Origin of the sequence: Lysobacter sp. FW306-1B-D06B (genome assembly GCF_038446665.1) — a bacterium.
In the GTDB taxonomy this organism is placed as follows: Bacteria; Pseudomonadota; Gammaproteobacteria; order Xanthomonadales; family Xanthomonadaceae; genus Lysobacter_J.
In genome coordinates this window covers 3,101,371-3,127,745 of record NZ_CP151802.1, presented here as the reverse complement: position 1 = coordinate 3,127,745, position 26,375 = coordinate 3,101,371, and the positions used below count along the sequence as shown (strand labels likewise).

The following is a 26,375-nucleotide window of genomic DNA, read 5'->3' as shown; positions in this document are numbered from 1 at the left end:
CGACCTTTCCCCCGAGGATCGAGCGATGGACCGGAGCATGAAAGCGGCGGTGGTGCGCGCATTCGGCCAGCCCCTGGTGATCGAGGAAGTCCCCGTGCCGCGACCCGGCGCCGGAGACGTGCTGGTGAAAGTCGAAGCCTGCGGCGTGTGTCACACCGATCTGCACGCGGCCGAGGGCGATTGGCCGGTGAAGCCGTCGCCGCCGTTCATTCCCGGCCACGAGGGCGTGGGCCACGTCGTGGCGGTGGGCGCCAACGTCAGCCACGTCAAGGAGGGCGATCGCGTCGGCGTCCCGTGGCTGTATTCGGCCTGCGGTTTCTGCGAACACTGCCTGGGCGGCTGGGAAACGTTGTGCGAACAGCAACGCAACACAGGCTATTCGATCAACGGCGGTTTCGCCCAATACGTGCTGGCCGATGCCGGCTACGTCGGGCACCTGCCCAAGGGCATCGGCTTCGTCGAGATCGCGCCGGTCCTGTGCGCCGGCGTCACGGTCTACAAAGGCCTGAAGATGACCGACACCCGCCCCGGCGACTGGGTGGTGATCTCCGGCATCGGCGGCCTGGGCCACATGGCGGTGCAGTACGCGAAGGCGATGGGCCTCAACGTGGCCGCGGTGGACGTGGACGACGACAAGCTGGAACTGGCGCGGCGCCTGGGCGCCACGGTCACGGTCAACGCACTCACCACCGATCCCGCTGCCTACCTCAAGCGCGAGATCGGCGGCGCGCATGGCGCGCTCGTCACCGCGGTGTCGCCCAAGGCGTTCGAACAGGCGCTGGGGATGTTGCGGCGTCGCGGCACGATGTCGCTGGTGGGCCTGCCGCCGGGAAGCTTCCCGCTGGACATCTTCGGCATGGTGCTCAACGGCATCACCGTGCGCGGCTCGATCGTCGGCACCCGGCTCGACTTGCAGGAATCGCTGGAGTTCGCCGCGCAAGGCAAGGTCGCCGCAACCGTGGCCGCCGACAAGCTCGAGAACATCAACGGCATCTTCGACCGCATGCGCAAGGGCGAGATCGAAGGGCGCATCGTGCTTGATATGGCGGCGTAGGGGCGCCGACCAACGCGGTCCTGCGCTTACATCGAGAAAGGGTTAGAGACCATGGAAGCACTGACCCAGAGGGCCGCTGTCGCGCTGGCCGAGCAGTTCGTCGCCGAGAGCGGGTACACCGCCCTTCCGCCCGAGCAGATCACGAAAACGCCACTTTATCTTGAGCCATTCGAGCCCAGCGGTACCCGGAGCCAAGTGCTGCAGCAGCGCCACAACACGCTGCAGCCGAAGGCAATAGGTGCCAGGGTGGGACGAAGAGGCGGGCAGACCGGTTGGAGCGTTGCATTTGCCTACACGTCTTCGAGCCTCGCCAAGGGGGATTCATGCCGCGTTGTCACCATGGACGAAGACGGCGCCAACATGCGTATCGAGCGTGACCAAGGTGATCGGTCCTACTTTGCCGGCTTCTATTAGCTGTCAATCGGGTTCGACGGCTGAGTGTAGGCGACCATGATCGTCGAACCGTCGTAGCCCGGGTAAGCGAAGCGCACCCGGGGTCTGCGGTGATCGGAAGCGTGCATCCCGGGTGCGGCCTGCGGCCTTACCCGGGCTACGCTGGCTGCAAGGCCAACGTAGCCCGATCAGCCAGCGTAGCCCGGATAAGCGGAGGCACCCCGAGCTGCGTTGATCGGAGGCATGCATCCCGAGTGCGGCCAGCGGTCTTACCCAGGCTACGCTGGGCTGGCCGGCGAGTATTCTTGAGGTGGAAAGGAGGAGGTCGCTATATGGCGCGCATCAATGAACTCGGCACTATTACTGCACGGTGCCCGGGGTGCAACGGAGCTTTCAGCTCGTTCGAGTGGCTCGTCCAGAGCAAACCCTATGGAAGTGTGCGCCAAGTCGTTGAGGGTCATGGCTCCAGCCGCGACCGAGTTTACGACTACAGGCTGTTTCGCTGCGCCGGTTGTGGACGTGGTGGAATCGGAGTGACTTCAAGCTACAACAATGACTATCCGGCTTACGCGAAGCTAGAGTCCTTCTATCCAGAGTGCGCGGAGAGTCTCGCCTTACCCAAAGCCGTTCCGGACGGAATAGCCCGTGAGTTTCGCGAGGCCGAGCGATGCATGGATGCCCAGTGCTTTAGGGCAGCGGCGGGGCTATTTCGTTCAGTGCTCGACAAGACGCTTCGCGCGAACGGGTGCAAGGTGGCGCGTGGCACTTCGCTCGCGCAACAGATCGATATGGCGGCAAAAGATGGCGCTATCACGGCGGCTCGGCAGCGTCGTGCTCACGAGGACATTCGGGCTCTCGGAAACGATGTCCTGCATGAAGACTGGGTTGAGATTAACCTCGAAGACGTTGCGGTTGCCCAGAAATACGCGCAGCGAATTCTGGAGGACCTATACGATGATCGGGAGACCGTGCTTGAGACCTTAAGAGCTGCGGGTCGAGTTCCTCTAGAGGACGCGACTACTGAAACGTCTCAGGCGCAGCCAGCGAGGTAGCCAGCGTGGCCCAAGTAAGTGGAGCGCCCCCGGGGCTTGTCGTGATCGGCAGCGTGCATCCCGGGTGCGGCCTGCGGCCTTACCCGGGCTACGCTGGCTGGAGCAGTTTCGGGCCGATCTCGCGGAGTTGACCAAGGACGGCCCCAAGACTCAAGTCGCATCGCTCCGCTTCAAGAAGGTGATGGCGAAGGTCGGAAGTTCGGTTGCGTTCGGTGTGCGTGAGATCGTCGTAGATGTCTTGAGCGAGGCTGCCAAGAAGGCGATCTGGGGAAACTAGGAGAACTGTCGATGACGCTCGATGAGATCAAGGCTTGCCTTCATGCAGGTAACTTCCAGATTGCAAATGAGGCGGCGCTTGCAAATGGCACCGGCACGCAGCTCCGTCTGCAGAATGGTGCAATCGTTAATAGCTACCACACCGGAACTTTCAATGTTCAGGGCAAGAACCAAGATGCGGTGAAGGCATGCCTCGGCTTGCAAGCAGTGCCGGCCGCAGCCGCGCCCGCACCGAAATATGGCGTTGCTGCCAAGCCACTCCTAAGTAAGGTGTTTGTCGTCTACGGGCACGATGCAACGGCTCGAACGGAGCTTGAGGCAATGCTGCGTCGTTGGAGGCTGGAGCCGCTGATCCTGGATCAGCTTCCGTCGGAGGGTCAAACCATCATCGAGAAGCTGGAAAAGTACACTGCGGAAGTGAGGTTCGCCGTGGTGCTTGCTACGCCTGATGACGAGGGCTATCGCGCCGGACATGATGACGAGAAGGCCTTTCGTGCTCGTCAGAATGTTGTGATGGAACTTGGCATGATGCTCACGCTGCTCGGCCGCAAGAACGTCGCTATTCTCATGAAGCAGCAGGACAACATGGAGCGTCCGTCAGATATTCAAGGCTTGCTCTATATCCCCTTCAAGGACAACCTGCAAAAGGATGCAGGGCCGCTTCTAGCGAAGGAGATGGCGGCTCAGGGCTACCCGATTTCTTTGGCGAATCTGTAGCCAGCGTAGCCCGGGTAAGCGGAGCGCCCCGGGGCTTGTCGTGATCGGTAGCGTGCATGCCGGGTGCGGCCTACGGTCTTCCCGGGCTACGCTGGCTGGCCGAGCCCGGGTGAGCCGCGTCGGTGATTCCCCTGCCGCATTGGCTTCCAAGGGAGGGCTTTACGCCCGCAAGAGTCTGGATACGTCTTGTGACGCCTTGCTCACTCCCATAGAGTGAGTTGGCGGCAACGTCGCGATCCTTCGGGGGAAGGAATGAAAAGACTACTAGAAGTAGGTGCCGTCGCACTGATGGTGCTAAACATGCTTGGTGGTGTCGTGGCTGGAATCTGGCTTGCGATCATTGGCTCATGGGGGGCCATTGGTTGGGGATTGGTCTTTGCCTTTGGCGGCTCCTTCATTATCAGCATTGCTTTGATGCCGAGCCTGTTGCTCGTAGCTCCAATTATCGGATTCACGAAGAAGGGGTGGGGTGCAGGAGCTCTAGCGTTCGGCGCATTGAACATGCTTTACACATTCGCGGTAATGACGGCATGGTGCGCCGGGATGTACATCTTCTTTGCATCCCGCATCGGTGAAGACGCGGGCCTTCCGTATCTTCTTTGGGCTTATGGCGCGGCCACCGCGCCTATCGCTCATATGGCTAGCAAAGACAACAACGAGAACAGCGTTCTTACCGCGCTAATCGCTCAAGTCGCATTTGTGCTCGCGATTATCTCGGGGTTGCTTACGTCATCGCATGTCGTTGCCCTGCTCGTTCTTGCGTGCATGATGCTTGCTGGGCTAGGTCTTCAGCTATTTATCGCATACGCAACTTGGCGCTCAGAGAAGGACCTTCAAGCATTCATTGCAAGGCATGGATAGGCCCACTATCCAGCCGAGGTAGCCCGGGTAAGCGGAGCGCACCCGGGGGCGGGTGCGCATGAGGCAGGGCGTATGTCAGGTGCGGTAGCCCGCATCGACAAGCAGTCTCTCGATGCAGGAGAAGAAGCCGACCCAGTAGCCGTTGCGGTCGATGGCGTTGTAGTCGATGTCGGAGGCGATCCAGCCCAGTACGCCCATGCCGACCAGGGTGGGGTTCGCGTGGAGCCAGCGGACGAATTGCAGGGCGTATTGCTTGCCGATGGCTTCGGCTTCGATGTAGCCCTCGATCGGGCCGCCGACCGGCGGCACCGTCCAGCAATGCGGCTTGCCGTGGGGCTTGGGAGTGACGAAGGGCAACGTCGCGATCAGAAGCGTTGCGGGCGTGCGGGTGCGACCTGCGGGGCGCTTGCGCATTTGAGGATTCCTTAAGTGGGCTTGGAATCCGTCACGCCGATGCCAATCGGGGTGACGGACGACGCGGAGTTGGCATACCGGCTTAAGGTCCGGCGAGCCTTTCGGCTCCACCGCGCCGCCCGTCATAGACGAGTTGCGCTCGCACAAGGCCCATCATCACGATGACAGACCAAAAGCGCCAGCATCGGACGATGGGCCTTCGTGCGCCTCAAGTTTCGGGATGCCAATCCCGGCACCGGAGTTCGCCGGTGCAACCCCAGCGTGCCGATGCAACGCGCGCGATTCAACGACGCATGTGCGTCAGTTCAAAGTTCGGCGTCAGCCTTTGTCGCAGTCGCCCTGCATTCGATATGCGAAGCGCGTCCCGCCGGCCGCATCGAATCCAATGCGCGCGATTTCACCCTGCGCGCGTCGGACCGACGAAGAAGCCCGGGTGCGCTTCGCATACCCTGGCGGCCGACATCAGGACTTCCCGTTCTCAGACGCGGACGGCGACGTCGCCGAATCCGGAAACCAACCGGGCAGGGCTTGCGCGAAGTGCTCGGCGCACTCTTCCACGTAGGCGTTTGCCGTCGATTTGACGAGGGCGTAGTCCTCCGCCTGCCACTGCTCAAGCGATGCCACTTTCGGCTCGGGCTGGCAGCTCATCGAGATGTTGCTGCGCTCGAACTTCATGAAGCCGAGCTTCTTCGGCGGCACACCGACATGCGCTTGGAAGCGAAGCTCGTATTGCGTGTCGGCATCGGAAAGCTTCTGGTACACCAGCAGCCAATCGCCCGCGTCGATCTGCATCGCACGGTGCTCGGCCGGGAGTGCGTCGCGATGCTGTTCGAAGTAGGCATCCAGGCGGTTGTGGAACGCGCCGGGGAGTGCAGCCAGCGCCGGATTCGGGATCGAATCGATCTTCGTGCCTTTGAGCTGATCCTTGTGGAAGCTGCCGACCTTCACGCCGCCACCAAGCAGACCAGTCAGCACATTGACGGCCGTGTAGGCCGCCGCGACCTTGCCGGTGGTGGAGCGTTGGACCAGGCGCAGGACTTCGTCGCCTTTTCCCATGGGGCTATCGGGAAGCGATGTTCTGGCGTCGATGGAGAGTCGGTCGGCGCTGATGCTCGCCGTCGGCGTGCTGGCGGCCGGCGCCTCGACGGGCGAGGTCGGTGCATCCGTCGACAAGGACGGCGGCGGCGCGTTATCGGCCGCAAGCACCGGCCCGGTGAGCATCACGGCGTACAGCGCGAGCGCGCTGCATCCACGGGTCTTCGTGGAGCGGAAATCAGAAGTACGGAGGGACATGGGGATGGACGGAAGTGGAGGGCTTACGGCCTGCTCCAACGTCATCCGGTTACCGCCGACGTGGATCGAGCCGGCCGGCGATGCTAGGTGGCGAGAAAAGTGCTCACCATGGGAAGAGTCCTAAATCTTCAACGCCGAGTGGCGAGGCCACCGTAGCCGGGTCCGCGAGGCACATCCGGGGGCGTAGGGATGGTGATGCGGCGCGGCTGCGGCCGGTGAGCTTGCCCGAATGCGCCGCCTATTCGTCCGCCGCTTCGTGCCCTTGTGCGAACGCCTCCGGCCGCTCGGGCCGCTGAGTAGCAGTCAATCCTTCGCCAGGCGCGGATCGGCGTCTTGCCACGCCGCCAGAATCCGCTCCGCCACTTCCGGCCAGGGCAGCCCGGTGACGTACGACGCCCACAGGGTTTCCAGCTCGCACGACACGTCGTCCCAGCTGGCTTTTGGATGCAAGTCGCGAGCCTGCTGTCCAATGACGCGCGTCAACGCGGAATACGGCGGACGCACGAGGGTAGGGGGTTGGGCCATCACTGCACTCATCGGGTTCCCGTCTGCGAAGGGGCGCTTCCACCGGTTTGCCCTGCGGCGAGTCGTTCCGGCGAGTGCCGACAAACAAGGAACGGCGAGGCAAGCCCCGCCGTTCCGTGGGTCAATCCGATGACGTTACTGCTTGGTCGGAATGTTGACCTTGTCGATGCCGTGGATGACACCGTTGCTGGAGCTGATGTCGGCCGAGGTCACCTGCGCGCCGTCAATGCTGACCTTTTCGTTGGCCAGCGTGATCGGGGCGGATTGTCCGTTGACCGTCTTGGCCGCTTCCCACTTGCCGATGTCGGCCACGGTCTTGCGACCGCTGACGACGTGGTAGTTCAGCAGGGAAACGAGTTCTTCCTTGTTCTCGGGCTTGAACAGGTTGTCGAGCTGTCCGGCCGGAAGCTTCTCGAACGCCGCATCCGTGGGCGCGAAGATGGTGAACGGGCCCACGCCGCGCAGGATGTCGCTCATGCCTGCGCGTTCGATGGCCTTGCCGAAGGTCTTGAACGAACCGTTTGCCGCAGCCGTGTCGACGAGGTTCTTGGAATTGGTGTTGGTGGTGGTGTTCATAAAGAATGATTGCCTTTGATGCGATCCGAAATGCACGGAATCGAGGATGGCCGAAGCCAGGCTCCTGCCGACGGCAGGGGCGATAGGACTCAGTGCGGATGGGGAGGGGATCGTGCTGCGCGGCTGAGCGGCCGTTACGACATTGCGTCGTAGTGCCGGTGGAGACTGCGCTATCGAGTGTTACTTATTCGTGATCTGACGGCGGAATCGCGATTGCGTTCATGTGGCGGTGCACGTTGCGCGCGCCGCGCACCGGGCGTTCCGGGGCATTCATGTTCGATCTGAAATCTCGAAATCGTCCGGGCGCGACTGCCCGTTGAAGGCCTCGGGCTGCGCCTTAGAGGCGCACGTATGCGAACCAGCCGCGCGCGCCAGCGATGGCACAAAAAGCGCCGGCACCGGCACTTTTTGTGCCGCCAGCGGCGCTTCAAGTGCCGGCGCCGGCGAAATAAGCGTCACGCGCGACGCTTTTCGGATTTCCCCGTGGTGAAAAAAGCGCCGACGCCGACACTTTTTGCGCCGGTCGCGGCACTTGAAGTGTCGTCGATGGCGAAGAAAGCGCCACGCACGGCACTTTTCGCGATGGACGGTGGCGAAAAAAGCGTCAACGTCGGCGCTTTTTGCGTCGACGATGGCACTTCAAGTGCCGGCGCTGGCGTTTGAAGTGCCGACGTTGGCGCTTTTTTCGCCACGCGTGACGGATATTCCGTCGACGATGAGGTTTTCCGTGCCGTCGGTGGCGGTGGATCGCTCGACGCTCACGTTTGCCGGGCAGGCGATGCCCCTCGGACGGCCGATTGAGGCACCCTCGGCGGAGGCGCGCGACCCTGGCGCGGCGGCTCTCACGGTGGAAGCCCCCTCCGCCTTGCGACCGCAACCGCGCCCGAATAGGCTGGAGCCCGGCGGTGGGGACCGCCGCGTACGCATCACGACTCAGGGGACAAGGATGAAATTCGACAAGCGCCTGTGCGCGCTCGGACTTTCGTTGTGCGTGTCGGTAGTAAGTGCGCAGGCGCCATCGCAACCGGACAACGCCGCGCCTTCGCCGGGCAAGTGTGCGCCGGCCACTCCGATGAAGCCGCCGCAATACCCGGACGAAGCGTCCAAGACGCTGTCGGGCACGACCGTGCTGGTGCTCTCGCTCGACCCCTGCGGCGTGGTGACCTACGTGCAGGTGGAATCCTCCTCTGGCCATGCGCAACTCGACGAGGCGGCGGTTAGCGCCGCGCGCGGCTGGGTGTTCGAGGAAGGCGAGGAGCATCGGCGCGTTCGCGTGCCGGTGGAGTTCTCGCCCGACGGGCTGCCTCCGTCGCCCCTGGCCAAGGCGGACGGTGCGCAGCCGGGCGCCTACAGCATCGAACAGGCGCTGGCGCATTACGATCGCATGCAGTTCTCGCCGCTGCAGACGCCCGCGGCCGACGGCACGTTGCCGGTGTGGATCGAAGACCCGCTGCCGCTGGACTTCCCGACGGTGGCCGAGAACCTGGCCCGGCTCGCACGCGAAGGCCAACCCGAGCCCGAGCGCGACCACATCCGCTACTTCAGGCTCAACGACCACCTTCGTATGGAGGCGTACGAGGTCTTTGACGATGCAGGCTGGCCGTGGGCCCCGGCGATGGTCAGGCGCCGCGTGGTGAGCGACGGCAAGCAGTCGTTCTGGGCGAGTGCGCTCATCTGCGAAGCACAGCGTCAGGCCTGCGCCGAGTTTGAAAAGCTGATGCGCGAAAGCGACGGCCGGCAGACACCCACACCGCCCGCACCGGCGCCGCCGCCGGGCGTGCGACGCGGGCGATAGGGCTTCGCCTCCCGAGCTTGCTAGCGGGAGCGCGGTGTCCGGAGGCAATGTCCGCTTCCGACCCAAAGCGGACATTCGAAAATTGGGACGCGCGCTGCGGGGGGAATGATGCAGGTTGTGGCATTGCGTGGACGGATCGATCGATTCTGGTTTGTCGCCGGTTTGGCATTGGCTGCCTGGTGGGGCATGTGCCTAAGTTCCGGTGAGACCTATCATCCTGGGCGCTACGGTCGTCCCGGTGCCTGGCTCACCCTCATAAGTGATCCAGAAGGCTACTGGAGGACGATGAATGTCTGGATCGGACTCTCCGGGTGGTTCTTCATTCTCAGTGTTTTTCACTCTCCGCTACTGAGTCAGTGGCGCGAGCGCACAGACCTTCGCATGGAGCGGGAACGGGCACGTCCAATCAGAAGGTCGATCCTTTGGAAGTTGGTCTTCTACGTTTTCGTTCCGGTTGGTCTTGTGCTGGGGCTGTTTATCCTCGCGATTCGCGCCAGTGGCTGACCCCGCTGGAATGTCCGCTCTTGGCCGATAGCGGACGTTCGGCCGGGACGCCCGGTAGCCGGGCTGCTAATGTCCGCTTTCGACCCAAAGCGGACGGTTGTCCGGGGCATCGAGTACGCTGAGCTGAGCCGGGGAATCACGTTCGAGCTATGTCAAAGAAGAGCCTTGCGGTCCAACCGGCCATTCTTCGCGGCCTGGCCTTTGTCGGCGCTGCCTGTGCCGGAGCATGGCTTGGATTTGGTTCTTGTGGCGGCTACGTATGGCACGCCTACGTTGGCTATGGTGTTCTCACGCTTGCGGTGTTGAGTTTGATCACACCAGGTCGGGGCAGTGCGACCAAGCGCGCAGCATTAGCTGGTTTGGTCGCGGCTTCGTTCTTCGTAGCGAAGGCTGCTGGCTTTGCTGCCTACCTGGGTCCAAATACTTCTGGGGAATATCTGCGGCAGATTGCCGCCACCTTCAGCTCGGGACTCTGCTAGTTCCGATGCGGGAATGACCGCTACTGGCCGAGAGCGGACGTTCGGACAGGACGCCCGGCAGCCGAGCTGCTAATTTCCGCTTTCGACCCGAAGCGGACATCCTCCGCCGGTACCCAGCTTGGTGTGAGGCTTGGGCTATCCGCTCCTTCCTGTTAGGCCACTATGAAAGCGCTAGTTGACCTGCCGTCGATACCAGACCTGCGCCGCGTTGCGCAATCGCTCGCGATGCTTGACGCAATCCTCTGCCCGGAGTGGGAATACCGCTACTACAGCTTCAATCGCGCGTGGGGACCCGGCGAGGAAATGGCATCGATGCGCAACGGATCTGGCGATGACTGGTTCTTGCTGCTGGATCATGCTGGCGCAGCCGTTAAAGGCTTTGCGCATGAGCTTGCGGATGGCCCAACCCTTTCTCAGAACATCCAAAGCCAGGTTCCGGCTGACTTCTCGTCCTTCCTCAACGAACCAGCGTTCTCCATGCAGCACGCAACCTTCTGCTACTGGTGCAAGGCAGGCGAGAGTTCCTGGACCAAAGTAGACGGCGGACCTGCGGACGACGGAGCCGATGAGATGCTTGCACTTCTCGTATCCGGACCAGCTCACTACAAAGAGTGGGCCGAGGACTACTTTGAGGTTCCGGTGGCGCTTGAAATGGTGACGGCGCTTTTCGCGCACCAGCCCCTCACTGACTCAATGATTCTGGCGCTCAACCCGGAAGCTGACATTGACTCGACCTATGGGCAAGCAGAGGAGATTGGGTACCCCCATGACGTGCCGCTTCGCGGCTCGACTTAATCAGGCATCGAACGTCCGCTTCTGGCCGATAGCGGACGTTCGATAAGGGGGGCGGCGGTGTTAGAACCAGTTTCCGATTCGCCCCCGTGACCTCGCTGTCGTGTTTCTTGATGAGGAATGCGTCGATGGTTAACTCCCGGTGCAACATCTGCGGCCGCAGGCTTGCCGTCCCGGCCGACCCGCTTTCAGCCGATTGCGGCGGAGATTGCTGGGGATGTGTCGGGGCCATGGAGCTTGGTTGGCCGGAATCGGCCGAGCGAGTTGCAGAGGAAATCCGAGCGGGACTCCGAGAGCCTGATGGGGTAGCTAAGCCACCATTCGACAGCTAGCGGCCGAACGTCCGCTCCTAGTCGATAGCGGACGTTCGGCGGCGACGTTCGGCGACCGGGCTGCTAATGTCCGCTTTCGACCCATAGCGGACGTCGCTGAAATAGGGAGATCGGATGAGGGTACTGATGGCATCAGCGCTGGTCTTGCTCGCTTCCTGCTCGCGTGAATCGGAGCTTGCGTCTGTCTGCGAGATCGGTGCAGACCCTTCGCGGTTTGAAGGGCATCGCGTCACCTTGGTGGGCGAGGCCCGGATGCTGCGGCACCTTAGCGTCATTGAGGACCCTGTCTGCCCGGATGGTTCGCTGCGCATCGTCGGTGGCGAAGGAAACAAGGCTACCGATCAATTCTGGAGCGCGCTGGCCGGGACCTTGGCCCCCAAGCAGCCGCCAGTACGCGCCACCCTTACGGGCCGAATCGAGCGCCAGTCCGACCTGCCGGCGTATGTCCTGCGGGTCGAAGAGGCGGAGTGATGATTCGTCCGCTCCTGGCGATAACGGACATCGGCACGCCCGGCAGTGCGCCGATCTTGTAGGCTCGCCCCGGTCACGACACCCGAACAGGTACACGGATGGATGCAGGCCTGGAATCGATGCGCAGCCCACCAAGGCGTTGGCTGATGAGCAATACGACACACGAAGGCTATCCCATCTATTTTCGAAGGCCCGACATCAGGGTGTGCGAGTTCGAATCCCTGCGCCCGCAGTTTCCGGTTCTTCTCGTCATCACTCATCACTTGAGCGTGGTAAAGAGCAACGGACTGCCGGAATCGGATTACAACCGCTCACTGGAGGACCTCGATTCGGCGCTCCTGGAACCGTTCAGCGGTGAGGTGCATGGACTGGTTGCCGTCGTGGAAACGTTCGCCGGCAAGCGCACCTACTACGTCTACGTCAATGCATCGTTCGATCTGGACCAGTTTGAACGGGCCATAACTTCCAGAAACGCCGATGCCCGTTTGACGTGGGAACGTGACGACGATCCGACCTGGCGACTGCTTCGTGGGTACGCTACGGACTTCCGGTTCCCTTGACTCGCCGGCGATGTCCGCTCCGTTTGCGGACATTCGGGGCGAGGTGGGGGGCGGAACCGGTGGCAATGTGCGCGTCCGCGACCCAAAGCGGACCGCACCGAGCCTTAAATGCCGTGTGTTTTCGTTGGGGCTGATGAATTTGAAGCCGCAGCTCTCCAGGGCTGTCGCGTCTTCACAATCCATCTACATATTCCAACGTCATCATGGCTCCGGCAAAAAGGCCGCTGTACTACCGAGGTTCCAGACGAAGGAGGATTGGAATGATTCTGACCAAGAAAAATCTGGCGATGGCGCGTGCGCTCGGCGTGGCGATCGTCGCCCTGAGCCTTGGCGCCTGCGCCACCTATAAAGAAGAGTTTGCGACGATCAACTCGCGCCTCGACTCTCTCGACCAGAAGGTCCAGGGCGCAGCCCAAAGCGCCGAATCGGCGAATCAGTCTGCGCAGCAGGCGAACCAGCGGTTGGATTCACTGGAAAGCCGCGTCCAGCAGCTCGAAGCGGCGCCGGTCCGCAAGCCGCGCGGTTAGTCGTTCTTGCGAAGTTTGTGACGAACGGTTGAACCCAAGACCCGGTGGCCTTTGCTGGCCACCGGTCTCTTTTCTTTAGCCATCGTCTTTGTCCTGAGGAACCGTCCCATCAATACGTGCATTTCCCCTGCCATCCGGGCCGCTTCTGGCGCGCTGGCGCTGGCACTGGCGTTCGCGAGCTTCAGCGCGGCCAGCGCCGAGGATCCCGCTGCCCAATCGTTCACCGCCGTCGACCAGCTTCCGCAAGGCCAGGATGTGTCCGGCACGGTAATCGAGCTCGCGGGCTGGGTTGTCGCATCCAATGACAGCCAAGGCTATCCGTTCGCGGTCATAGACAAGGCCGCCGCCCAGGTCCTGGTGTTCGGCGGCGACGGCCGGCTTCGCGGCGCGGCATCCGGGCTCTTTGGCTCGGCGGTCGGCGATCACACGGCCCCCGGCATCGCCGGTCTCGCGCTTCGTGAAATTCCCGGCCGCGATCGCACGACGCCTGCTGGTCGCTTTGTAGGCGGCTTCGGCCCATCAACCGACGCTGGGCGCGTGCTCTGGGTGGACTACGATTCCGCGGTCTCCATCCACCCGACGGCCACCGGCGTGCCGGCCGAAAAACGCGTCGAACGCCTTGCATCGCCTTCGCCGGACGACAACCGCATCACGCATGGTTGCATCAACGTCTCGCCCGAATTTTACGAGCAGATCATGCGCCCGACGTTCGAGCGGGGCGGGGTGTTCTACATCTTGCCGGATGAGGCGTCGATAGCGGAGACCTTCCCTGAGTTCGCGGAAAGTCGCGCGACTACGCAACGCGACGACGGAAGACGCGCACGGCACGGTCGGTAGTTAAGGGCGCGCCAGGGTATTGCCCAGGCATCCGACTCCTCGGCATTGCTCCGTCGAGTTTGCTCAGTGAACAGCTCTGACGGATTACTCAATCCGAAGCGACTTCGCGGCTCCGCTTGATTCTGGCGTTGGCCTGTATCCGCGTGTGGCCGATAGCGGGCGGTCGTGGGCTGCCGGCAGTGCTAATGTCCGCGGGGGCGGGCGCCTTCGGGTAGCGAGCCCTTCGTAACGCAACCGCTGGAACAGGACGCCATGGCGTGGGCACGATCAGGCTGGTGCTGAATCACGGGAAGGTCCGGACCGCCAACGACCTGAGAGCGTGGGCGGTTCGGTCCTTTGGCGCGCATATGGACTTGGACGGACTGACTCCACAGTCGGCGGACTTCCTGCGTGAACTCTTCAATCGAATCGGAAGGTCGGGGCTCTCGTTCGTTGTTGTCGAGAGGTTCGGCTTCCTGCGGGCGCCTTCGGTGAGCGCGGAACTGGACGGCAGTTCCGGCTGGCGCCAGGCGCTGGGGTTCCATCTCCATCGGGATTATTTGAACAGCGTCGCCTTCGAGTAACGGTCACGCAGACTGTCTCTGTCCGCAGCTGGGCGATAGCGGGCGTTGGCCCGGGGCGGGCGTCCGGGCTGGCGCCAATTTCCGTTTCCGACCCAGAGCGGACATTCAGTCCCTCCGCTGAGTTGGGCTCGATCACGGTCTCCAGCCGGATAGGAATGCCAACACAAGTAACTCTAGAAGACGACGAAGCCCTGGTGCTGTCCGAATTGCTTGCCTCAGGCCGGGTTGCGGAAAGCATCGACGTATCAGAGCGATACGCTCTCTGGGCGCTAGAAGCGGCTTTGCAAAGGCAGCTGATTGCGCCTTTCTCGTCGGACTACGCAGCACAGCTAGAGCAGGCAAGGACGTCGTTAGTAGCTCGTTTCGGCGACTGATGCCGAAAGTCGTCGACATCCGCTAGCAGCCGACAGCAAGACGTTTTACCGGCACGGGTCCCGGCGCGGTGCCAATGTCCGCCTCGACCCATTGGAATGCCAACCTCATGCAATCACGGCCATTAGGCGCATTCCAATACGCGGCAATCCTCATGGGATTCGCGACCTTTCTACATTCGCTGGTTGCGTTCGACCTAGTGCTGAATTTCCTTCCGGCGACGCCTGAGATTCGCGCTCTGTGGGCAGTTGATGGTTCGGTCAAGGCGCTTTGGCTTTGTTTCGTGGCGGTAGGAAGCTCCACAGTGATTGCGTTCGGACGCGCGCCCCGGGCCGGCTTTGCCCTATCCTTGTTAGCAACCGGATGTCTGTATTTCGCCAGCATCGGCCTTTGACACGAAATCAAAGGTAGTTTCTGGATCTGCATTGCGGCGAATCTGGTCGCCGCATGGGGCGTCTGGAGCAACCGTGCCGGTAGTTCGGCGCGGTCAGAGGGTAGCTTGGGCAAACGCTGCCCGAGCTTGGGGTGCAGACAATGGGGAAACGCATGGCCGCATCATTGTTCCTGATCAGGGGCTGGCAGCGCTGGGCATTTTGTATGTTGCTTGCGTGGCCGGGCTGTGTCCTCGCTTGCGAGAAGCAGAGTCAGCCGTCCGTAGACGACGTGGTCTTCAATCGCGTGACCCCGGAGACGTCCAGGTTGGACATGGAGCTCCAGGAGCGCTACGGCTGCAAGTACCCGTTCGCGATGATCTTCAGCTCCGCTGGCTATCAGCCGATGAGCCTGTTGGCCGGCGCTCAGCCGGCCACGCCGAACGACGAGTCAGGGTCGCCTGTAACTGGGACTGTTCTCATCGGTTTTGTACTCAACGCCGACGGCACACCTATCGACCCACTCGTCCTGAAATCTGATGACGATCGACTGTCTAAGCTCGCCATGGACCATGTGACCACCCTTAGGTACAGGCCCGCGCAGTTCAACTCGCGGACCGTCCGCTCGCTGGGAATTCAGGTCTATCAGTTCAAGTAGGCCAAACGTCCGCTCCTGGCCGTTAGCGGACATTGGAGTGGCGCGGCGGACGGGCGAGAGCTAATGTCCGCTTTCGACCCGAAGCGGACATTAGACGGCTCTATGCAACCCGGGGCTGAGCTGCTTGAGCCGACAATATGCAGGGGAGCGACGTGATGACTGACGGCAGAGGTTCGCTGACGGTATCGATGATCCTTCTATCGATGGCATCAGGCTGCGCATCGCTGCACCGCATGTCGCCCGACTTGGTCGATGTCAAGGTAAGCGCAAGTCTGGAATGCGACGAGCGTCGCCCGAACATTCCGGTCAGCGTTCGTGTGCAAAACGGTAGCCAAGGCATCATGCGAGTATGGATCGCCGGGGATTCAGGCCCGCCGTACCCGCTAAGTTGGTTGTCCTACGAGATTCTGGATGACGCCGGCAATGGCGAGTGGCGTCATGGTCCCGGTGGGCATGGTCCGTTGGCGCAGCCTACGTTGAAGATCGGCCCGGGCGATTCAACGATGCTCTCGGCGATGCTTTACGACGTCGGTGAAGAGGAGTCTTCCCGGAGGTTCCGCATCCGGATCACAGACCAAGAGAATCACACTTGGACGACTGATGCTTTTCGACCATGTGTGAAAGCCGATTAGCACAATGTCCGCTCCTGGCCGTTCGCGGACGCCGGCCGACATTTTTTGGAGGGGAGGAGCACGGCGAAGATGGCCTTCAACATACGCATCGACAAGATTTCCGAGACAGAGACCGATGTCCGTTATCGGTTTTTCGACACAGCCCATCCAAGCGAGGTTGGTGAACTGCGGTTGGATAAGGTCACGGAAGTGATCGAAATGACACAGCAATCGAGGGAAGCCTTCTTCAACCGCGCAGCAGCCAAGATCGCCCGTCATTTCTGGGACGGCAGTCTCCCAGAGAGCACCAGTTGGGCGTCCTAAGAATGTCTGCTTATGGCCGATAGCGGACATTCGGGCAGGACGGACGCGCCGACCGCTGGTAATGTCCGCTATCGACCCGAAGCGGACACTATCCTGGTGGCGATCAATGACCTCGTTTATGGACAGTATCGAGCTGGAAGCTGTGGAGTTCCTGCGAGGGAAGTCATTGCCAGCACACGCGAAGCCCGTGTACATCGCCATGTGCCAGCACAGCCGCGGCCTGCCGATCGATCAGGTATGCCCACAGTGCAATGGTGCGTTGTCCGCTGAAGAGCGCGGAAGCGCGTGGATCCTCAACTGTCCGTGTGGTTGTTGTAAGAACACATTGAGAGGGCTCTGACATCCGCTCCTGGCCAATAGCGGACGTTCGGCCGGGACGTACGGCGGCCGGGCTGCTAATGTCCGCTTTCGACCCAAAGCGGTCATTACGCCCAAAGCGGTCATTACGCAGTGGCACGCGACGCAGCGGCACTAGCGCACTGGCGTGACAGCCGGCGGCGTCCAGCGACCCTCCGTGATCTGGGCGTCCGGCCAGGACTTCGCTCCCGCACTTGGATTGGGACGAGGTTGCCGTCCACTTGATGCTTGCATGGAGCAGCAGCTCCATCTCCCGACGAGTAGGTTGGCGAGATGTCGAGCCGGTTGTCTACGAGGCATGGCGATCGTCGCAGCAGTCACGCAGAGATAACTGAGGTGACTTCAGCGGGACGCGTCAGAGTTGCGTGAGGGATAGCTCGTCATGTCCGTATCCGTTAACGACGAGTAGCTTTCCCGCTCCGGGGTCAAAGGTCGGGACAGGAGGCAACAGCGGACAAGGTCGAGAAGCAGCTGTAGTTGCGCCCCGGCGCGCAGCTCTCATCATCCGCTGATCACCTCGGTGTACTGCGCGTCACCGCTTGCTGACGGCTCGGCGCGCAGTGTGGTTGCTCGGCACTTCGCCGACGCAGCGGGATGAACGAGATGGGTAGCATTGACGAACGCGACAAGCAGGACACAGGTCAGCAGAACCAAGGGGGTTCGCAGCGTCCTGACGAGCCGGCGGGCCCCATCGCCCTACACAACGAAGAGCGACGCACAGGCATTAGCGGGCAGCTCGACGAGGAACACGACAGCGAGAATGCGGAGCAGGGTGAGGAAGGAAAGAAGTGATGGATCTCACCTGCCATTCGGCGGCCGAGCTGGCGTTCGGAGTTGGAACAGAAGACGGCGAGCCGCTCTTGGATGGGCCGCGCCTGATGAGACGCAGCACACATGAGATGCGTAACCAAGGACTGAGGTGCCGCTGTGGCCTTTGGCCGTGAGAATCGAAAGACGGAACGCAAGGCGAGTGCCCGCGTGTGGCAGGGCGCCGTGGTCGGGCTTGCGGCGCTGATCGTCAACGGACTTCTCGCCAGTATCACCAACGGGGCAGGGGGCCTTCTGCGCCCCGTCATTGAAGTCCTCGGATGGGTCATCCCGGTCGGACTGTTCGCGATCGCGTTGGCACTGGCCATCAGCGGCGTGTGGACGATCTGGCGACTTCGCGCGGACTTCCACTCGGCCCACGAGAGCTGACATGGGCGGCGTGGTGCCCCGTGTCACTCAGGGCGTGTCCAGACAAAAGGCCCCGGTGTACGCTAACGGCCGGAGTTGGGTATCGATCAATCTGGCCCGTGCATAGGAGTCCGACATGCTGCAGATGCGTCCAGGCTGCGAGTGCTGCGATGTCGATCTGCCGGCAGATTCGACAGACGCGTGGATCTGTTCGTTCGAGTGCACCTTCTGCACGACCTGCGTCGAGTCGGTGCTCGGCGGTCGCTGCCCCAACTGTGGCGGCTCGTTCTCCAGGCGTCCCACCCGCGTCGGTGGTGCCCTGGAAAGAAATCCGGCATCCACCGAACGGGTGTTCAAACCCGGTGGTTGCGCTCCAGCGACCTGACAAGTCGTACAACCCGACTGCCCACTGACCGTTCGCTGCCGCCAAGCCGCGTAGCCGGGCGGTCCTCCGTCTTCCAGGAGGGCGGATTGAGCGTGGGAGTCTCATGAGTCCCGAGCTGGAATTGCCTCTCGGCTGATGCCCGCAACCAAGCGCGCGCCGTCATCTACGCGTCACCGGAACCGCGTAGCTTCGCGCGCACTCCAGGGGATGGCGGATGCACATTGGCCGAACAGGCGAGAAAGGGATGGGCGCGCATGTTCGCCGAGCAGGCGCCGGTGCTGCGCGGCTTCTTCGTGCGTCGCGGTGCCAACGATGAGGCGGAGGATCTCGTGCAGGAGACTTGGCTGCGCCTGTTGCGCGCACATCGGACGCAGCGCGAGGAGATAGGCAATCCCGAGGCGTATCTGTTCACCGTTGCGCTCAACCTGGCGCGGGAGCAGGCCGTGCGCCGCCAGCGGCCGGTGCAGTCCATCGAAGAGGTGGACCACATGGCCGCGCTGCTGGCCACCGATGAGTCCGTGGAAGACGCCACCGAGCGCACCCAGCGCCGTGTACGCCTGCAGGCCCTGCTGGCCCGCCTGCCCGAACGCACGCGCGCCGTGCTGGTGATGCAGTACCGGGACGGCCTCAGCTACAAGCAGATCGCCGACCGGCTCGGCGTATCGCAGCACATGGTGAAGAAGCACGTCGTCCGCGGCCTGTCGTTCTGCCGCCGGGCGTTGGTGGAGGATGCGAAGGAGTGACGATGGAACGGACGCCGATGACGGAACGGATTTCGCGCGAAGCGCTGGAATGGCATGCGCTGCAACGCCAGGGCGGGTTGGGGGCGACGGACCAGGCGCGCTTCATGGACTGGCTGGTGTCGTCGCCGGAACACTTGCGCAACTACCTGGCCGTCGGCCGGCTGGCGGCCGACCTGGCCGAGGCCATGCGTGCGATGCCGCTCGATCAGGCCGAAGCGGACGCGCCTGCCGCCGGCGCGACGCCGTCGAACGTGATTGCCTGGCCGATCAAGCGCGCGCGTGCGGCTTCCGCATCCCCATCACCGCGCCGCAGCGTGCGTCTGCGGCACCTGGCCGCCGCCGCGGGCCTGCTGCTCGTACTCGGCGCAGCGGCACGCATTGCGATACCGCATTCGGAGCGTTACGTCGCCGCGCACGGTGAGCCACGATCCATCGAGCTTCCCGACGGCACCGTGGTGCACCTCAATGCCGAGAGCAGCCTGCGCATCCGGTTCGACCTGACCGGGCGTCGTGTGGAGCTCGAGCGCGGCCAGGCCAGCTTCGTCGTCGCCGACGAGTACCGGCCGCTGTCGGTGCACGCCGCCGGGCTGCAGGTACGCGATATCGGCACGACGTTCGATGTGTCGTTGCAGCGCGAACAGGCGCGCATAGGTGTCGCCGAAGGGCGCGTGCAGATCATCGGCGACGATGGAGACGGCGGCCTTCTGGCCGATCTGCGCGCAGGGCAGGGTGCACGCATCGCCTACCGCGACCATGCGGTGAGCATCAGCGACGAGGACGTCGACACGATGACCGCCTGGTGGACACGCCGCATCGTGTGCCGCAACGAATCGCTGCGCGACGTGGCCGACCAGTTCAATCGCATCAATACCGTGCGCCTGGATGTCGACGAAGCCGCGGGAACACTGCGCCTGACCGGCAACCTGCGCGGCGACGACCTGGCGTCGATGCGCGCGTTCCTCGATCAGCAGCCCACGCTGGTGACGCAGGCATCGAGCGCCGGTATCCGCGTGAGCGTTCGCGCGGAGCAGGGCGGCGGGGCATCACCGCGTTGACGATGGCAGAGCGCGAGCGAACCGACTTTTCGCAATCCCAACGTTGCAACAAAAAATTCATCGAAGAAACGGTGCCCGATCCGCGCCCGGCGCACTCGTAGTTGGGGCAAGCGCAAGAGATCGCCTTGCGCAGACCGAACCCACCCCACTGGATCCTACGATGCGTCGTCTTCTGTTCCTTTCGATCGCCCTTGCCCTGCAGGCAACGCCTGCCATCGCGCAGCAAGCCCGCGTCGCCGCCGAGGCGATTCCCTCGCAACCGCTCGACCGCGCCCTCAATTCCCTTTCGCGCCAGACCGGCCTGCAGTTCGTCTACAGCGAGCAGACCGCCGGCAACCCGCGCACGCGCGCCATTCCCGCCGGATTGCCATCGGATCAGGTGTTGCAGCAGTTGCTTGCCGGCACGGGACTTCGCCATCGCTACCTCAACGACACCACGGTGACGATCGAGGCCGCCGCCACGCCCGCCGCGCAACCCGGCGCCGCCCCGAATCCGCCCGCGACGACGCCGTCATCGCCGCCGCAGGCGGGCGACCCGGTGCTGGAGCTGGAAGGCATCGAAGTCGTCGGCACCTACAGCCGAAGCCTGGAGCAGGCGGTCGATCTCAAGCGCTGGAACATCGGCTTCTCCGACTCCATCGTCGCCACCGACGTGGCCGATTTCCCCGAGCAGAACCTCGCCGAGGCATTGCAGCGCATGCCGGGCGTTTCCATCGAGCGCAACAAGGGCCTGGGAACCAAGGTCAGCATTCGCGGCCTGCCGTCGGAGTACACGCAGGTCACCATCAACGACCTGGCGACCGCATCGGGCAGCGGCGGCCGTGATGTCGAGTTCGACATCTTCGCCTCCGAAATCATCCAGCAGGTGACGGTGCAGAAGTCGCCCACCGCGGCGGACGAGGAGGGCGGAATCGCCGGCACGGTGAAGATCTCCACCGCGCGTCCGTTCGACTACGACGAACGCCGCCTGGTGGTGTCGGCCGAAGCCGCGCACAACTCGATCTCGGAGGAAGTCGATCCCAAGTTCGCCTTCCTCGCGAGCGATACCTGGGGCGATTGGGGCGGACTGGTTTCCTTCTCCAAGGCCAAGCGCACCAACCGCACCGACTCGACGTCGGGCATCAATTTCCGGCCGATGTCGCGGTTCCTGGGCGTGTCCGGTTCGCGTGGCGCCCAGGCCGAAGCCGTGCTGGAACGCGACACGGGCGTAGTCATCAACAACCGCAACAATACCGCTGAATCCAACCTCATCGTCTTCCAGGACAAGGTGGGCGATCGCGTCTACGTCAACGAGCAGGACAAGTGGGGCGCGACCGCCTCGCTGCAGTACCGGCCGAGCAGCCGCTTCAGCCTGAGCTTCGATGCAATGGTCGGTGCGTATGACACGACCGAGGACGAGTACGACGCGGCCGCATACTCGGCGTCCAGCCGAAGCACGCTGGAGACCATCCACGAGTACGACGCCGATACGCTGTCGCAGTACGGCATGCTGGTGCTGCGCGATGTGTCCTACACGGCGACGCAGCATGAGTTCCTGAGCAAGGAACGCATCAACAAGACCGACTACCAGCAGTTCAGCCTCGACATGGACTGGTCGGGCCATACCTGGCGCCTGGACGCGATGGCCGGTTATTCGGGCGCCGAGAAAACCTCGGACTTCGCCAACCTCAAGCACGTCGCCTACGCGCCGTCGCGCACGCGATGGACGGGGCGCAGCGGCGAGACGATCCCCAGCGCATCGTCGGCCGGTTTCGACATGTACGGCTCGCCAGAGAAGTACCTCTTCGAAGCGCACGAAACCACGCTGGAGAAGGTCAGCGACGACAAGTACGCCGCGCAGGTGGACTTCAACAAGTCGCTCGATCTGGCCTTCGCGCCGGCGCTGCGCAGCGTGCAGTTCGGCGCGCGTTACACGGACAAGTCCAAGGAGCGCAACTACGGCGAATTGAAGATCACCGGCCCGACCGCCGGCAGCACCGCGTGGGTCAACACGCGCACGCTGGCCGACAGCCCGCTGCAGTGGATCGGCGACATCGTCCCCGGCGGCGACTACAGCCTGAAGGGTCTGGACTGGAGGCAGGTCTCCAACGAGTACGCGCGCGACGCCTTCCGCTACGCAGGCTTCCGCACGCCGTTCGATGTCGGCCAGTACTACCGCGTCGACGAGGAAGTAGCCGCGCTGTACGCCATGGCCGACGTCGCCTTCGACATCGGCAGCGTGCCGGTGACGATCAACGGCGGCGCACGCTACGTCGATACGTCCGTGCTGTCGTTCGGTTATCACCCGGTGCAGAACGCAAACGGCAGCACCGGCTACACGGACACGCCGGTGTCACGCAAGGGCAGTTACGACGACCTCCTGCCCAGCCTGAACATGACCGCGGAGTTGGCGCCCGACTTCCTGCTGCGCGCTGCGGCGTCGGAGACGATGATGCGGCCGGCCCTGACCGACATCGCCTACAAGCGCACGGCAAGCTGGACCTCGTTCCGCTTCACCGACGGCAATCCGGACCTGCAGCCGACCTACGCCAAGCAGTGGGAGATCGGCCTGGAGCGCTACTTCGGCGAAGGCGGCCTGTTGGCGGGTTCGTACTTCCACAAGAAGATCGACGGCGTGGTCATCAACTCCTTCACCGGCGTGGTGCCGGATGTGGCGGTGTACAACGCCAACGGCACGCTCAACGGCATCTACGACTTCGACGTCTACCAGCCCGTCAACGCCGACGGCTCGTACGACGTGGACGGCGTCGAGCTCAACGCGCAGGTTCCGCTGGGCACGCTGCATCGCTCGCTGGAGGGATTCGGCATCGCGGCCAACTACACCTGGCTGGACAGCTCGCTGGCCGGCGAGTCGGACCTGGGCATTCTCACGCCGATGCCTGGACTGGCGGAGAAGACCTATAACGTCACCTTCTACTACGACAACAACCGCTTCGACGCCCGCGTGTCGTACAACCACAAGGGCGAGTACGTCGAGTCGATCGGCTACGACATGTACCCGATCTGGCGCGACGCGTACGGCCAGGTCGATTTCTCCATCGGCTACCGTATCACCGACAACATCAAGCTGAGCCTGAAGGGCATCAACATGACGGACGAGGAGACCAGCGGTTACACGATGGATCCTTCGTTCCCTACCATGTACGAGTTGTCGGGACGCCGCATCAGCCTGGGCATCCGCGCGGACTTCTGATCGCGGTGTCGTCACACGACCTGGCGGCCGCTGGGCCGCCAGGTTCTGGCCTGCGTCGACGGGACACATTCCCCGTCGGCGCCCGCCATCGAAGCAAGGAAACTCGTCATGCGTTTTAACGCTGCTGTCTGTCGCGGCGCTGCTGTGCCATTGCTCCCCCGCATTCGCCCAGGACAACCACGCGCGCAGCTGGCTGGCCGGCGACCATCACGTGCACAGCGAATGGAGCGTGGACTGGGACCGCTCGACATCGCCGCCCACGCCGATCCGCGGCGGCGATTCTCCGTACTCGCGAACTCACAACGCACGGCAGGCGCTCGCGAACGGCCTGCGCTGGATGGTCCACACCGATCACGGCGGCCCCGGACATTCCGTGGTGACGCGCGGTCAGGCCTGGCCCGCGTTGCAGCAGGCGCGACGCGACGTGCCCGCGCTGATTCAGTTCCACGGAATGGAGTTCGACGTGCCCGGCGGCGAGCACGCGTCGTTGATCGTCGCGCCCGGGGCAGGGGAGCGCGAGCAGCAGTTCGTCATCGAACGCGATTTCGGTCGCGGCGAGCCGCTGTCGCCCGGCACGCGCGAGGATGGCCAGTTGATGCTCGACGCGCTGGCGTACATGCGCGTGCAGGAACCACGCCCGCTGATGTTCATCAACCATCCCTCGCGCACGGCGACCGGCGTGGACGCATGGGGCGAAGTCGAACCGGCCGAACTGCGCGCGTGGCACGACGCCGCGCCCCAGGTGCTGGTCGGCATGGAAGGCGCGCCGGGCCATCAGGCGGCGTCGTTGCACCGGGGGCTGTATCGCAACGATGACGCGCCGACGTTCGGCGGCTTCGACCAGATGACGGCGCGCGTGGGCGGCGTGTGGGATTCGATCCTGGCCAGTGGGCGCCGCTTCTGGATCACGGCGACGTCCGACTCGCACGTCAACCGGCGCGATGGCGGCCGCGACTTCGATCCCGGCCAGTACAGCAAGACCTACGTCTGGGCGCGACCGGAGGCTAGCGATGTGCTCGAGGGCATGCGCGAGGGGCGGATGTTCGCGGTCACCGGCGATCTGATCGATGCGCTGGAACTGCGCGTGCTGTCCGCGCGCGAACCATCGCGCAGCGCATCCATGGGTGGCGCGTTGCGCACCGTTCGCGGCGAGAAGCTGAAGGTCGAGTTGCGCGTGCGCCAGCCCGCGCGACCCAATGCCAACGATCAACGGCCACGTCTGGATCACGTCGAGCTGATCCTGGGCCACGCGGCCGACGACGGCCCGCCGCGCATGGACGTGAAGCGGTTCGGCGTCGATGCGATGAAGCGCGAAGGCGAATGGCTGACGGTGGCTTGGGACGTCGACTCGCCGCCGCACGGAGGCTTCGTTCGTGCGCGTGGGACCAACAGCGCCGAGGACGCGCCAGGCGCGGACGTGGCCGGCGAGGACCCGTGGGCGGATCTGTGGTTCTACTCGAACCCGGTGTTCCTGCAGGCGCGCTGATCGCGGACAGAGTGACTGCGGGCGCACGGTTGCCCAACGCATGCCCGGCGGTTACGCCAGGCATGCGTCGGCATGCGATCAACCGGCCTCGATCGGCTCGTCGACCGTCACGTCCAGCTTGAGCGCGCGGGCCACGCCTGCGCCGTAGGCCGGGTCGGCCTTGCTGCAATTGGCGATGTGGCGCCGCTTGATGAACTCCGGCGCATCGCCCATTGCACGCGCCGTGTTGTCGAAGAGCACCTGCTGCTGTTCCGATGTCATCAGGCGGAACAGGTCGCCGGGCTGCTTGAAGTAGTCGGCGTCGTCCTCGCGGAAGTTCCAGAAGTCCGCATTGCCGTTGATCTTCAACGGCGGCTCGCGATACTCCGGCTGCGCCTCCCACTGGCCGTAGCTGTTGGGCGTGTAGTGCAGGTTGCCGCCGTAGTTTCCATCCACGCGCATCGCGCCGTCGCGGTGGTTGCTGTGGACCGGGCAGCGGGCCGCATTCACCGGGATCTGGTGGTGGTTCACGCCCAGCCGGTAACGCTGCGCATCCGAATACGCGAACAACCGCGCCTGCAGCATCTTGTCCGGCGAGACGCTGATGCCCGGCACCAGGTTGTTCGGCGCGAACGCGCTCTGCTCGACGTCGGCGTAGAAGTTCTCCGGATTGCGGTTGAGCTCCATCACGCCCACTTCGATCAGCGGGTAGTCGCCGTGCGGCCATACCTTGGTCAGGTCGAAGGGGTGGTAGGGCACCTTCTCGGCATCGGTTTCCGGCATCACCTGGATGTACACCGTCCACTTCGGGAACTCGCCGCGCTCGATCGCATCGAACAGGTCGCGCTGATGGCTTTCGCGGTCGCTGCCGATCAGCTCTTGCGCTTGCGCATCGGTGAGGTTCTTGATGCCCTGCTGCGTGCGGATGTGGAACTTCACCCAGAACCGCTCGCCCTGGTCGTTGTAGAAGCTGTAGGTGTGCGAACCGAAACCGTGCATGTGGCGGTAGCTGGCCGGGATGCCGCGGTCGCTCATCACGATGGTGACCTGGTGCAGCGCCTCGGGCAGGCTCGTCCAGAAGTCCCAGTTGTTGCGTGCGCTGCGCAGGTTGGTCTTCGGATCGCGCTTGACGGCCTTGTTGAGGTCCGGGAACTTGCGCGGGTCGCGCACGAAGAACACCGGCGTGTTGTTGCCGACCAGATCCCAGTTGCCTTCCTCGGTGTAGAACTTCAGCGCGAAGCCGCGGATGTCGCGCTCGGCATCGGCCGCGCCGCGCTCGCCGGCGACGGTGGTGAAGCGGGCGAACATCTCCGTCTTCTTGCCGACCGCGCTGAAGATCTTCGCGCGCGTGTAGCGGCTGATGTCGTGGGTGACGGTGAACGTGCCGAAGGCGCCGGAGCCTTTGGCGTGCATGCGGCGTTCGGGAATGATCTCGCGATTGAGGTTGGCGAGCTTCTCGATCAACCACACGTCCTGCATCAGCAAGGGCCCGCGCGGGCCGGCGGTCATGCTGTTGTCGTTGTCGATGACCGGCGCGCCGAACGCCGTGGTCAATGGGGTCTTGGCGGGCTTGTCGTCGGGCTGGCTCATGCTGGCACACCGTGCGCTGGGGGAGGGTCGAATATAGCCGCCCGGCGCACGCAG

Annotated in this window: 33 protein-coding genes; 27 read left to right on the top strand and 6 right to left on the bottom strand. The window is 63.5% G+C overall.

The genetic code is table 11. From position 1 onward, the window contains the following. Window positions 1-25 precede the first annotated feature (25 nt). The 6 genes from adhP (at window position 26) to AAFF32_RS14430 (ending at window position 4,353) form a co-directional block, all read left to right on the top strand. The gene (adhP, locus tag AAFF32_RS14455) at window positions 26-1,054 is read left to right on the top strand and encodes an alcohol dehydrogenase AdhP (protein WP_342315561.1); all 1,029 of its coding nucleotides are present in this window, start codon (window positions 26-28) and stop codon (window positions 1,052-1,054) included. 51 nt (window positions 1,055-1,105) lie between these two features. After that, a complete protein-coding gene (locus AAFF32_RS14450; protein ID WP_342315560.1) occupies window positions 1,106-1,468 on the top strand; it encodes a hypothetical protein in 363 nt (120 codons plus the stop codon). A gap of 311 nt (window positions 1,469-1,779) precedes the next feature. Then, window positions 1,780-2,499 (top strand): DUF4145 domain-containing protein, encoded by a 720-nt coding sequence (locus AAFF32_RS14445; protein WP_342315559.1) that lies wholly within the window; start codon window positions 1,780-1,782, stop codon window positions 2,497-2,499. A gap of 64 nt (window positions 2,500-2,563) precedes the next feature. Continuing rightward, window positions 2,564-2,776 (top strand): DUF2321 domain-containing protein, encoded by a 213-nt coding sequence (locus tag AAFF32_RS14440; RefSeq protein ID WP_342315558.1) that lies wholly within the window; start codon window positions 2,564-2,566, stop codon window positions 2,774-2,776. A gap of 11 nt (window positions 2,777-2,787) precedes the next feature. Continuing rightward, entirely contained in the window at window positions 2,788-3,492 is a 705-nt protein-coding gene (locus AAFF32_RS14435; RefSeq protein ID WP_342315557.1) for a TIR domain-containing protein, read from the top strand. Between the two features lie 252 nt (window positions 3,493-3,744). Continuing rightward, entirely contained in the window at window positions 3,745-4,353 is a 609-nt protein-coding gene (locus AAFF32_RS14430) for a hypothetical protein (RefSeq protein WP_342315556.1), read from the top strand. A gap of 75 nt (window positions 4,354-4,428) precedes the next feature. Here the strand turns inward: AAFF32_RS14430 and AAFF32_RS14425 are convergent, their stop codons facing one another. From AAFF32_RS14425 to AAFF32_RS14405, 5 genes are all read right to left on the bottom strand, one after another. Further along, window positions 4,429-4,767 (bottom strand): hypothetical protein, encoded by a 339-nt coding sequence (locus AAFF32_RS14425; RefSeq protein WP_342315555.1) that lies wholly within the window; start codon window positions 4,765-4,767, stop codon window positions 4,429-4,431. Window positions 4,768-5,229: 462 nt separating this feature from the next. Next, window positions 5,230-6,105 carry a hypothetical protein gene (locus AAFF32_RS14420; protein WP_342315554.1) on the bottom strand — a complete coding sequence of 292 codons (876 nt, stop codon included), beginning with the start codon at window positions 6,103-6,105 and terminating at the stop codon, window positions 5,230-5,232. Window positions 6,106-6,363: 258 nt separating this feature from the next. Next, window positions 6,364-6,585 (bottom strand): hypothetical protein, encoded by a 222-nt coding sequence (locus AAFF32_RS14415; protein ID WP_216967300.1) that lies wholly within the window; start codon window positions 6,583-6,585, stop codon window positions 6,364-6,366. Between the two features lie 135 nt (window positions 6,586-6,720). Next, window positions 6,721-7,161, bottom strand: a complete 441-nt coding sequence (locus AAFF32_RS14410; protein WP_216967302.1) for a fasciclin domain-containing protein — start codon at window positions 7,159-7,161, stop codon at window positions 6,721-6,723. 270 nt (window positions 7,162-7,431) lie between these two features. Then, the gene (locus AAFF32_RS14405; protein WP_216967304.1) at window positions 7,432-7,620 is read right to left on the bottom strand and encodes a hypothetical protein; all 189 of its coding nucleotides are present in this window, start codon (window positions 7,618-7,620) and stop codon (window positions 7,432-7,434) included. A gap of 27 nt (window positions 7,621-7,647) precedes the next feature. On the opposite strand from AAFF32_RS14405, the gene AAFF32_RS14400 reads away from it, so the two are divergent. From AAFF32_RS14400 to AAFF32_RS14300, 21 genes are all read left to right on the top strand, one after another. After that, window positions 7,648-7,824: a hypothetical protein gene (locus AAFF32_RS14400; RefSeq protein WP_216967306.1), complete on the top strand. Its 177-nt coding sequence runs from the start codon at window positions 7,648-7,650 to the stop codon at window positions 7,822-7,824. Between the two features lie 283 nt (window positions 7,825-8,107). Further along, a complete protein-coding gene (locus AAFF32_RS14395; protein WP_342315553.1) occupies window positions 8,108-8,956 on the top strand; it encodes an energy transducer TonB in 849 nt (282 codons plus the stop codon). 108 nt (window positions 8,957-9,064) lie between these two features. After that, window positions 9,065-9,460 (top strand): hypothetical protein, encoded by a 396-nt coding sequence (locus AAFF32_RS14390; protein WP_342315552.1) that lies wholly within the window; start codon window positions 9,065-9,067, stop codon window positions 9,458-9,460. Between the two features lie 149 nt (window positions 9,461-9,609). Then, window positions 9,610-9,939, top strand: coding sequence for a hypothetical protein (locus tag AAFF32_RS14385; RefSeq protein ID WP_216967310.1), 330 nt, complete (start codon window positions 9,610-9,612; stop codon window positions 9,937-9,939). 162 nt (window positions 9,940-10,101) lie between these two features. Continuing rightward, the gene (locus AAFF32_RS14380; protein WP_342315551.1) at window positions 10,102-10,734 is read left to right on the top strand and encodes a hypothetical protein; all 633 of its coding nucleotides are present in this window, start codon (window positions 10,102-10,104) and stop codon (window positions 10,732-10,734) included. Window positions 10,735-11,189: 455 nt separating this feature from the next. Next, complete coding sequence (locus tag AAFF32_RS14375) at window positions 11,190-11,534, top strand: hypothetical protein (RefSeq protein WP_216967315.1); 345 nt, start codon at window positions 11,190-11,192, stop codon at window positions 11,532-11,534. Between the two features lie 146 nt (window positions 11,535-11,680). Then, window positions 11,681-12,094, top strand: coding sequence for a DUF695 domain-containing protein (locus AAFF32_RS14370; RefSeq protein WP_342315550.1), 414 nt, complete (start codon window positions 11,681-11,683; stop codon window positions 12,092-12,094). A gap of 260 nt (window positions 12,095-12,354) precedes the next feature. Next, window positions 12,355-12,621 (top strand): hypothetical protein, encoded by a 267-nt coding sequence (locus tag AAFF32_RS14365; protein ID WP_216967317.1) that lies wholly within the window; start codon window positions 12,355-12,357, stop codon window positions 12,619-12,621. A 165-nt stretch (window positions 12,622-12,786) separates the two neighbouring features. Beyond that, window positions 12,787-13,458, top strand: coding sequence for a hypothetical protein (locus AAFF32_RS14360; protein WP_342317280.1), 672 nt, complete (start codon window positions 12,787-12,789; stop codon window positions 13,456-13,458). 257 nt (window positions 13,459-13,715) lie between these two features. Then, complete coding sequence (locus AAFF32_RS14355; RefSeq protein WP_342315549.1) at window positions 13,716-14,021, top strand: hypothetical protein; 306 nt, start codon at window positions 13,716-13,718, stop codon at window positions 14,019-14,021. Between the two features lie 448 nt (window positions 14,022-14,469). Further along, window positions 14,470-14,787, top strand: coding sequence for a hypothetical protein (locus tag AAFF32_RS14350; RefSeq protein WP_342315548.1), 318 nt, complete (start codon window positions 14,470-14,472; stop codon window positions 14,785-14,787). Between the two features lie 152 nt (window positions 14,788-14,939). Beyond that, complete coding sequence (locus tag AAFF32_RS14345; RefSeq protein ID WP_342315547.1) at window positions 14,940-15,422, top strand: energy transducer TonB; 483 nt, start codon at window positions 14,940-14,942, stop codon at window positions 15,420-15,422. A gap of 155 nt (window positions 15,423-15,577) precedes the next feature. Beyond that, a complete protein-coding gene (locus AAFF32_RS14340; protein WP_342315546.1) occupies window positions 15,578-16,054 on the top strand; it encodes a hypothetical protein in 477 nt (158 codons plus the stop codon). Window positions 16,055-16,123: 69 nt separating this feature from the next. Then, entirely contained in the window at window positions 16,124-16,357 is a 234-nt protein-coding gene (locus AAFF32_RS14335) for a hypothetical protein (protein ID WP_342315545.1), read from the top strand. Between the two features lie 951 nt (window positions 16,358-17,308). Next, complete coding sequence (locus AAFF32_RS14330) at window positions 17,309-17,506, top strand: hypothetical protein (protein ID WP_216966676.1); 198 nt, start codon at window positions 17,309-17,311, stop codon at window positions 17,504-17,506. Window positions 17,507-17,692: 186 nt separating this feature from the next. Then, a complete protein-coding gene (locus tag AAFF32_RS14325; protein ID WP_216966674.1) occupies window positions 17,693-17,911 on the top strand; it encodes a hypothetical protein in 219 nt (72 codons plus the stop codon). Window positions 17,912-18,026: 115 nt separating this feature from the next. Next, on the top strand, window positions 18,027-18,275 hold the full coding sequence (locus AAFF32_RS14320) for a DUF1272 domain-containing protein (RefSeq protein ID WP_216966672.1): 249 nt from the start codon (window positions 18,027-18,029) through the stop codon (window positions 18,273-18,275). Between the two features lie 221 nt (window positions 18,276-18,496). After that, complete coding sequence (locus AAFF32_RS14315; protein WP_216966670.1) at window positions 18,497-19,018, top strand: RNA polymerase sigma factor; 522 nt, start codon at window positions 18,497-18,499, stop codon at window positions 19,016-19,018. A 2-nt stretch (window positions 19,019-19,020) separates the two neighbouring features. Beyond that, window positions 19,021-20,073, top strand: coding sequence for a FecR domain-containing protein (locus tag AAFF32_RS14310; protein ID WP_342315544.1), 1,053 nt, complete (start codon window positions 19,021-19,023; stop codon window positions 20,071-20,073). Window positions 20,074-20,233: 160 nt separating this feature from the next. Then, entirely contained in the window at window positions 20,234-23,266 is a 3,033-nt protein-coding gene (locus AAFF32_RS14305; protein ID WP_342315543.1) for a TonB-dependent receptor, read from the top strand. Window positions 23,267-23,477: 211 nt separating this feature from the next. Next, window positions 23,478-24,752 (top strand): hypothetical protein, encoded by a 1,275-nt coding sequence (locus tag AAFF32_RS14300; protein WP_342315542.1) that lies wholly within the window; start codon window positions 23,478-23,480, stop codon window positions 24,750-24,752. A 78-nt stretch (window positions 24,753-24,830) separates the two neighbouring features. Here the strand turns inward: AAFF32_RS14300 and AAFF32_RS14295 are convergent, their stop codons facing one another. Beyond that, the gene (locus AAFF32_RS14295) at window positions 24,831-26,321 is read right to left on the bottom strand and encodes a catalase (RefSeq protein WP_216966661.1); all 1,491 of its coding nucleotides are present in this window, start codon (window positions 26,319-26,321) and stop codon (window positions 24,831-24,833) included. Window positions 26,322-26,375 lie beyond the last annotated feature (54 nt).

Bases quoted from the DNA above. Each gene is read 5' to 3' on its own strand.
- adhP (WP_342315561.1), top strand. From the start codon at position 26: ATGGACCGGAGCATGAAAGCGGCGGTGGTGCGCGCATTCGGCCAGCCC.
- AAFF32_RS14450 (WP_342315560.1), top strand. From the start codon at position 1,106: ATGGAAGCACTGACCCAGAGGGCCGCTGTCGCGCTGGCCGAGCAGTTC.
- AAFF32_RS14445 (WP_342315559.1), top strand. From the start codon at position 1,780: ATGGCGCGCATCAATGAACTCGGCACTATTACTGCACGGTGCCCGGGG.
- AAFF32_RS14435 (WP_342315557.1), top strand. From the start codon at position 2,788: ATGACGCTCGATGAGATCAAGGCTTGCCTTCATGCAGGTAACTTCCAG.
- AAFF32_RS14430 (WP_342315556.1), top strand. From the start codon at position 3,745: ATGAAAAGACTACTAGAAGTAGGTGCCGTCGCACTGATGGTGCTAAAC.
- AAFF32_RS14425 (WP_342315555.1), bottom strand. From the start codon at position 4,767: ATGCGCAAGCGCCCCGCAGGTCGCACCCGCACGCCCGCAACGCTTCTG.
- AAFF32_RS14420 (WP_342315554.1), bottom strand. From the start codon at position 6,105: ATGACGTTGGAGCAGGCCGTAAGCCCTCCACTTCCGTCCATCCCCATG.
- AAFF32_RS14415 (WP_216967300.1), bottom strand. From the start codon at position 6,585: ATGGCCCAACCCCCTACCCTCGTGCGTCCGCCGTATTCCGCGTTGACG.
- AAFF32_RS14410 (WP_216967302.1), bottom strand. From the start codon at position 7,161: ATGAACACCACCACCAACACCAATTCCAAGAACCTCGTCGACACGGCT.
- AAFF32_RS14395 (WP_342315553.1), top strand. From the start codon at position 8,108: ATGAAATTCGACAAGCGCCTGTGCGCGCTCGGACTTTCGTTGTGCGTG.
- AAFF32_RS14390 (WP_342315552.1), top strand. From the start codon at position 9,065: ATGCAGGTTGTGGCATTGCGTGGACGGATCGATCGATTCTGGTTTGTC.
- AAFF32_RS14385 (WP_216967310.1), top strand. From the start codon at position 9,610: ATGTCAAAGAAGAGCCTTGCGGTCCAACCGGCCATTCTTCGCGGCCTG.
- AAFF32_RS14380 (WP_342315551.1), top strand. From the start codon at position 10,102: ATGAAAGCGCTAGTTGACCTGCCGTCGATACCAGACCTGCGCCGCGTT.
- AAFF32_RS14375 (WP_216967315.1), top strand. From the start codon at position 11,190: ATGGCATCAGCGCTGGTCTTGCTCGCTTCCTGCTCGCGTGAATCGGAG.
- AAFF32_RS14370 (WP_342315550.1), top strand. From the start codon at position 11,681: ATGAGCAATACGACACACGAAGGCTATCCCATCTATTTTCGAAGGCCC.
- AAFF32_RS14365 (WP_216967317.1), top strand. From the start codon at position 12,355: ATGATTCTGACCAAGAAAAATCTGGCGATGGCGCGTGCGCTCGGCGTG.
- AAFF32_RS14350 (WP_342315548.1), top strand. From the start codon at position 14,470: ATGTCCGCCTCGACCCATTGGAATGCCAACCTCATGCAATCACGGCCA.
- AAFF32_RS14345 (WP_342315547.1), top strand. From the start codon at position 14,940: ATGGCCGCATCATTGTTCCTGATCAGGGGCTGGCAGCGCTGGGCATTT.
- AAFF32_RS14340 (WP_342315546.1), top strand. From the start codon at position 15,578: ATGACTGACGGCAGAGGTTCGCTGACGGTATCGATGATCCTTCTATCG.
- AAFF32_RS14335 (WP_342315545.1), top strand. From the start codon at position 16,124: ATGGCCTTCAACATACGCATCGACAAGATTTCCGAGACAGAGACCGAT.
- AAFF32_RS14330 (WP_216966676.1), top strand. From the start codon at position 17,309: ATGAACGAGATGGGTAGCATTGACGAACGCGACAAGCAGGACACAGGT.
- AAFF32_RS14320 (WP_216966672.1), top strand. From the start codon at position 18,027: ATGCTGCAGATGCGTCCAGGCTGCGAGTGCTGCGATGTCGATCTGCCG.
- AAFF32_RS14310 (WP_342315544.1), top strand. From the start codon at position 19,021: ATGGAACGGACGCCGATGACGGAACGGATTTCGCGCGAAGCGCTGGAA.
- AAFF32_RS14305 (WP_342315543.1), top strand. From the start codon at position 20,234: ATGCGTCGTCTTCTGTTCCTTTCGATCGCCCTTGCCCTGCAGGCAACG.
- AAFF32_RS14295 (WP_216966661.1), bottom strand. From the start codon at position 26,321: ATGAGCCAGCCCGACGACAAGCCCGCCAAGACCCCATTGACCACGGCG.